Annotated in this window: 5 protein-coding genes; 2 read left to right on the top strand and 3 right to left on the bottom strand. The window is 74.4% G+C overall.

Annotation, left to right across the window (positions count from 1 at the left end):
* Positions 1–42: 42 nt before the first annotated feature.
* The 3 genes from ACFWH7_RS20430 to ACFWH7_RS20420 all read right to left on the bottom strand — a co-directional run bounded on the left by ACFWH7_RS20430 (position 43) and on the right by ACFWH7_RS20420 (position 3,980).
* Positions 43–1,323: a PhoH family protein gene (locus ACFWH7_RS20430; protein ID WP_378219413.1), complete on the bottom strand. Its 1,281-nt coding sequence runs from the start codon at positions 1,321–1,323 to the stop codon at positions 43–45.
* A 393-nt stretch (positions 1,324–1,716) separates the two neighbouring features.
* Entirely contained in the window at positions 1,717–3,225 is a 1,509-nt protein-coding gene (locus ACFWH7_RS20425) for a DHA2 family efflux MFS transporter permease subunit (RefSeq protein WP_463054453.1), read from the bottom strand.
* Between the two features lie 134 nt (positions 3,226–3,359).
* Positions 3,360–3,980, bottom strand: a complete 621-nt coding sequence (locus ACFWH7_RS20420) for a PadR family transcriptional regulator (protein WP_378219409.1) — start codon at positions 3,978–3,980, stop codon at positions 3,360–3,362.
* A gap of 168 nt (positions 3,981–4,148) precedes the next feature.
* On the opposite strand from ACFWH7_RS20420, the gene ACFWH7_RS20415 reads away from it, so the two are divergent.
* Positions 4,149–5,618, top strand: a complete 1,470-nt coding sequence (locus tag ACFWH7_RS20415) for an amidase (RefSeq protein WP_378219407.1) — start codon at positions 4,149–4,151, stop codon at positions 5,616–5,618.
* Positions 5,615–6,208, top strand: coding sequence for a DUF1697 domain-containing protein (locus ACFWH7_RS20410; RefSeq protein WP_378219405.1), 594 nt, complete (start codon positions 5,615–5,617; stop codon positions 6,206–6,208). The genes ACFWH7_RS20415 and ACFWH7_RS20410 overlap by 4 nt, the downstream gene beginning before the upstream one ends.
* The last annotated feature ends 283 nt before the right edge of the window (positions 6,209–6,491 follow it).

The following is a 6,491-nucleotide window of genomic DNA, read 5'->3' as shown; positions in this document are numbered from 1 at the left end:
AGGTAGAACCCTGGTCGCCGACCAGGGTTCTACCTCGCGGGGTCAGACCTCGATCGACTCCAGCATCTCCGTGACGAGCGCCGCGACGGGCGAGCGCTCGGAGCGCGTGAGCGTCACGTGCGCGAACAACGGGTGGCCCTTGAGCGCCTCGATGACCGCGGCGACGCCGTCGTGCCGCCCGACGCGCAGGTTGTCGCGCTGCGCGACGTCGTGGGTGAGGACGACGCGTGACGACTGCCCGATGCGGGAGAGGACCGTGAGCAGCACGTTGCGCTCGAGCGACTGGGCCTCGTCGACGATGACGAACGCGTCGTGCAGCGAGCGCCCGCGGATGTGCGTGAGCGGGAGCACCTCGAGCATCTCGCGGTCGATCACCTCGTCGAGCACCTGCGGCGAGACGAGCGCACCGAGCGTGTCGTAGACGGCCTGCGCCCACGGGTTCATCTTCTCCGCCTCGGAGCCCGGCAGGTACCCGAGCTCCTGGCCACCGACCGCGTAGAGCGGACGGAACACCATGACCTTGCGGTGCTGCCGTCGCTCCATGACGGCCTCGAGCCCCGCGCACAGCGCGAGTGCCGACTTACCCGTCCCCGCCCGCCCGCCGAGCGACACGATGCCGACGCTCTCGTCGAGCAGCAGGTCGATCGCGACGCGCTGCTCGGCCGAGCGCCCGTGCAGCCCGAAGACCTCGCGGTCGCCGCGCACGAGCTGGACGTGCTTGTCCGCGGTGACCCGGCCGAGGGCCGAGCCGCGCGGCGAGTGCACGACGAGCCCCGTGTGGCAGTGCAGCGCCCCGGCCTCCTCGACGACCGCCGGGTCGAGGCTCGTGAGCTCGACCGACTCGTGCTCCCAGAGCGCCGCGGCCTCGGCGTCGGTGAAGGAGATCTCGCCCATGCCCGTCCAGCCCGAGTCCACGGCGAGCTCGTGCCGGTACTCCTCCGCACGCAGCCCGACCGCCGACGCCTTGACGCGCATGGGCAGGTCCTTGGACACGACCGTCACGTCGTGCCCCTCCGCCGCCAGGTTGGCGGCGACGGACAGGATGCGCGTGTCGTTGTCCCCCAGCCGGAAGCCGGCGGGCAGCACGTCCGGGTCGGTGTGGTTGAGCTCGACGCGCAGGGTCCCGCCGACGTCGCCGACCGGGATCGGGGCGTCGAGACGGCCGTGCTTGACGCGCAGGTCGTCGAGCATGCGCAGCGCGCTGCGGGCGAAGTACCCGAGCTCGGCGTGGTGGCGCTTGGCCTCCAGCTCGGTGATGACGACGACCGGGAGGACGACGTCGTGCTCGGCGAACCGCCCGATCGCGCGGGGGTCGCTCAGCAGGACCGAGGTGTCGACGACGAACGTGCGGCGCGCGTCGTCGCTCGCATCGTCCTGGGGGGTGGGTGAGGTACCGGGGGTGGGTGATGTACCGGGGCGGGGGGTGGGTGAGGAATGGACCACGAGGGCTCCCCTCCGGCGCGCGGGCGCCGTTCTCTCTCTGGGCGAGGCAGGCGACCGGCCGTCGGGCCGTGGGTGCCACGGCTCAGCAGCGCCGGTGCCGGCCCTCCTGAGCGGAGCGTGAACCCCATCGGCTGGCCTCCCGGAGGACGGCGGTGGTGCCGTCCGTCTCCTCGAAACTACGCCCGTGTGATTCCGCCCACCACCCCCGACACACCTCCGGGGCGAGGTTTAACCCTCCGTTCACGCGGTGGTCCGGAGGCGTGCTCCGCGGGATCAGTGCTCGACGTGCTTCGGTGCCATCGCGACCGCGCACACGAACCCGAGGACGAGCACCACGGCCGTGACCGCGAGCGTCTGCCCGACGGCGGTCGCGAACCCCTGGTGGAACGCGGCGGTGGCGGCGTCGGTCACCTGGCGCGCGACGTCGTCGGGCACCCCGGGCGGGAGCGGGAACGACCCGCCCTGGCCGCCCTGCAGCGAGCCCGCGTTCGCGAACCCGTCGACGAACTGCTGCCGGAACTGCTCGGGCAGGGAGGCCGCCGCGTCCTGGGCAGCCGCGGGGAGGGTGACGGCGAGGCGCGCGGTGAGCGTCGCGACGATCGCCGCGGAGCCGATGACGCCGCCCACCTGGCGCGTGGTGTTGAACGCCCCCGCCCCGGCGCCCGCGGTGCGGTGGTCGAGCCCCGACGTCGCGAGGTTGGCGAGCGGCGAGAACACGCACCCGGTGCCGATGCCGAACAGCGTCATGGGCAGCACGATCGTCACGACCGACACCCCCGGCCCCACGACGGCGGCGAGCCAGCCGATCGCGACCGCGAGGACGCCGAAGCCCGTCGCGACGACCCACTTGGCCGGCACGCGGTCGGACAGACGGCCCGCGAGCGGCGCCACGATCCCGGAGACGAGCGACCCCGGCAGGTTGACGAGGGCCGCGTGCAGCGGCGACAGCCCGAGGATCGACTGGAGGAAGATCGTCAGCGGGAAGAAGATCCCGATCATCGCGAACGAGACGGACATGCCCGCGACGTTCGCGAGCGAGAAGTTGCGGGAGCGGAAGAGTCGCAGGGGCAGGAGCGCGCCGTCGCCGAGGTGGCGCTGCCACAGGACGAAGCCCACGAGCACGAGCAGGCCGGCTCCGATGACGCCCCAGACCGTGATCGGTCCGGTGATGGTGCCCCAGTCGTACGTCTCCCCCTCCTGGAGGCCGAAGACGACGGCGAACAGGCCCACCACCGAGAGCACGACACCGAGCACGTCGAACGAGCGCTTGTTCGTCGCGAGGCGCGGCAGGCGCGTGAGCGCGAACCACAGCGCCACGACGCCGACCGGCACGTTGACGAAGAAGATCCACTCCCAGCCCCACGACTCGACGAACACGCCGCCCAGCAGCGGACCGGCGATCGTCGCGACCCCGGCCGTGGCGCCCCACAGGCCCATCGCCGCCCCGCGCTGCCGCGGCGGGAAGACGCGCGTGATCATCGCCATGGTCTGCGGCGTCATGAGCGCCGCGCCGACGCCCTGGACCACGCGCGCCGCGATGAGCATCTCGATGGAGCCCGAGAACCCGCACCACGCGGACGCGAGCGTGAACACCAGCAGGCCGACGACGAACACCGGCTTGGGGCCGTACCGGTCGCCGAGGCGGCCGGCGAGCAGGAGCAGCACCGCGTAGGAGAGCAGGTAGGCGCTGTTCACCCAGCCGACCGCGACGAGCGACGCGTCGAGCTCGGTCTGGAGCGTGGGGACGGCGATGTTCACGATCGTGGTGTCGACCATGATCATGAAGAATCCGAGGATGAGCGGCGGCAGGATGCTCCAGGCGCTGCGGCCGTGGAGGTCGACGAGGGGCACGACGCGCGAGCCGGCGTCGGCGGGTGCCGGGGCCGTGCTCGGGCTGCTGCCCGGGGCGGGAGTGGTCACGAGGTCTCCTGAGGTGAGGTCGTGCGGGGGAGGCGGAAGGCGGGCGCGGGCTCCTCGGTCCAGCTCAGCGCGCCCGACTCGACGTCGGCGATCGTCGCGTCGAGCCACGCGATCTCGGCCGCGGTCTGGTGGAGCTGGAACGACGCGTCGAGCAGGTAGCGCCGGGGCAGCCCGCGGGAGATGACGCCGTCGAGCTGCTCGCGCACCCCGTCGGTCGCTGCGGCGAGCGCCGCCCGGCGCTCGCGCAGGAGGGCCAGGGCGTCGTCGCGCGGGAGGTCGTGCACGAGCGCGAGCCCGACCGGGAACGCCGGGTACTCGGCCGGCGTCTCGCGCACGAGATCGCGGGTGCGGTCGTGGTGCGCTGCGACGCCCGCCTCGGTGATGGCGTAGAGCGTGCGCTCGGGCCGGTTGCCGTCGCGGTCGACGCCCGCGCGCTCGACGAGGCCGTCGCGCTCGAGCCGGTCGACGGCGTGGTAGACGGCGCCGGGGTTGAGGCGGACGAGCCGGTCGTCACGCCGCTTGCGCAGGCGCACGAGCATCTCGTACGGGTGCATGGGCTGGTCGAGCAGCACGGCGAGCACGAGGGTCGCCGTGGGGCTGAGGCGCGGTGCGGGCACGGTCGTCTCCGGGACGGGTTCCGAGTCGGGAGCGCGGACGGTGCGGGCGTGCAGCCCGGACGAGGAGGTCCGCAAGGAATATTCCGCTTGGAATATACGCCTCGGTCGAGCGAGGTGTCGACCCGGACGGTTCGCGCGGCGCTGGCACGCCGCGTAGGTTCACGAGCCATGAGCGTCACCGACCTGCTCGACCTCGACGCAACCGCCCTCGCGCACGCGCTCCGGACCGGCGACACCTCCCCCACCGAGGTGCTCGACACGACGCTCGACGCCGCCGCGGGCGTCGGCGCGGACGTCGGTGCCTTCACCGTCCTCACCGCCGACCTCGCCCGCACGCAGGCGCTCGCGGCGGAGGCCACGCTCGTCGCGGCGCGGCGCACGGGCGACGTCGTCGCGGCGTCCGGGGCGAGCCGGGGTGGGCTGCCGCCGTTCCTCGGCGTCCCCTGCCCGGTCAAGGACCTCACGATGGTCGAAGGCGTGCCGATCCGTGCCGGGTCCGCCGCGATCGACCCGTTCCCCGCGCCCTACGACGACGGCGTCGTGACGCTCCTGCGGGCCGCCGGCACCGTCATGATCGGCAAGACGAGCACCCCCGAGCTCGGCCTCCCCTGCTACACCGAGCCCGACGTCGGACCGACCGCCCGCACGCCGTGGGATCTCGCGCGGTCCGCGGGCGGGTCGAGCGGGGGCGCGGCGGCGGCCGTCGCGGCGCGCGTGGTCCCCGTCGCGCACGGGAGCGACGGCGGCGGGTCGTTGCGCATCCCGGCGAGCGCGTGCGGGCTCGTCGGGCTCAAGCCGTCGCGCGGGCTCGTGAGCCCCGGGCCGTACGGGGTCGACGGCGCAGGGCTCGCCACGCACGGCGTCCTCACCCGGTCGGTGCGCGACGCCGCGGCGTTCCTCGACGTCCTCGCCCGGTCGTGGCCGGGCGACACCTGCACGGCGCGCCTCGCGAGCGCGCCGGGCGAGCGGCGGCTCCGGGTCGGACTCCTGCTCGACCCCGTGATCGCCGCCGACGCGACCGTGCACCCCGCGTGCGCGGACGCCGCCCGCGCGACCGCGGAGCTCCTCGCCGGGCTCGGGCACGACGTTGTCGAGATCCCCCCGCCGTTCGGTGCCGAGCGCTGGGACGCCTTCGCCGCGCTGTGGTCGGTCGGCGCGCTCCAGGCCCCGGTGCCGCCGGATCGCGAGCACCTGCTCGTGCCGCTCACCCGGTGGCTCCGCGAGCGCGGGCGCGAGGTGAGCGGGCTCGCGTACGCCACCGCGCTCGCCGGGGTACAGCAGCTCACGCGCGAGGTCGCGGCCGCGTGGTCCGGCGTCGACGTCGTGCTCTCCCCCACGCTCGCCCAGCCCCCCGCGCTCGTCGGGAGCCAGCGGATCGACGACGACCCCGCCGCCGACTTCGCCGCGCAGACCGCGTTCACGCCCTGGACGAGCGTCTGGAACCTCACCGGACGCCCGGCTGTCTCGCTCCCGCTCGGCGAGGCGCGCGTGACCGACCCCGACGGATCCTCCGCGACCGTCCCGGTGGGCGTCATGCTCGGCGCCGACCACGGCGACGACGCGCGCCTCCTCGACCTCGCCGCCCGCCTCGAGGAGGCCGCGCCGTGGTCCCACCGACGACCGGGAGCGCCGTCTTGACCGCGTACGTCGCCCTCCTGTTCGCCGTGAACGTCGGAGGCCGCAAGGTCCCGTCGACCGCGCTGCGCGAGCTCGCCGGAGAGCTCGGGTTCGCGCACGCCCGCACGGTCGTCAACAGCGGCAACCTCGTCGTCGCGCCCGGGACCTCCGGCGCGTCCCGGCCCGCCGACGTCGCACGCCTCCTGCACGACGCCGTCGCCGAGCGCTTCGGCGTCGACGCCGCGGTCGCGGTGCTCACCACCGAGCGCCTGCGCAAGATCGTCCGCGGCAACCCCCTCCCCGACGACGCCGAGGAGCGGCCCGCCGCGCTCCTCGTCCTGGTGGGCGAGACCCCGGTCGACCCCGACGGCGCCGCTGCGATCGAGAGCCGGGACGGGACGGAGCGCGCGGCCGTCGCGAACGGCGTCCTCTACGTCGCCTACCCCGAGGGCATCGGCCGCTCGAAACTCACGACGGCGGTCCTCGCGAAGGCCGCCGGCACCCCGGTGACCGGCCGCAACTGGAACACCATGACCCGCCTCCTCACCCTCGCCGAGGACACCCCCCGCCTGACCGGTCCCGCCGAGGGAGTACCCCGGCCGGAGAGGTAGAACCGTGGTCACCCGAAGCGGGAACCGTCGCCGCACGAGAAGGTGAGGCCGCCCGACGGCGACGATGACGATGACCCGTGACGGTCGGACCGCGCGACACCGCGACACCCCGCGGGACGCCACCTCACCGCACGACACGACACGGCACGGGCGCACAGGCACCGCGGGCAGTCGCCCGGGTGAGCCGAGACCAGGGCGAGACGACGCCGGGCGGGGTGGGTGGTGGTGCCGCGTCGTGGCGGGCCTGGCGGGAGCCGCGAGGAACGAGCGGCGGATGGTAGAC

Origin of the sequence: Cellulosimicrobium cellulans, from assembly GCF_042723955.1 — a bacterium.
Taxonomy (GTDB): Bacteria; Actinomycetota; Actinomycetes; order Actinomycetales; family Cellulomonadaceae; genus Cellulosimicrobium; species Cellulosimicrobium cellulans_H.
Note: the sequence above shows the minus strand (reverse complement) of the source record. Positions and strands in the feature narration are given on the sequence as shown.

Bases quoted from the DNA above. Each gene is read 5' to 3' on its own strand.
- ACFWH7_RS20425 (WP_463054453.1), bottom strand. From the start codon at position 3,225: ATGATCATGGTCGACACCACGATCGTGAACATCGCCGTCCCCACGCTC.
- ACFWH7_RS20415 (WP_378219407.1), top strand. From the start codon at position 4,149: ATGAGCGTCACCGACCTGCTCGACCTCGACGCAACCGCCCTCGCGCAC.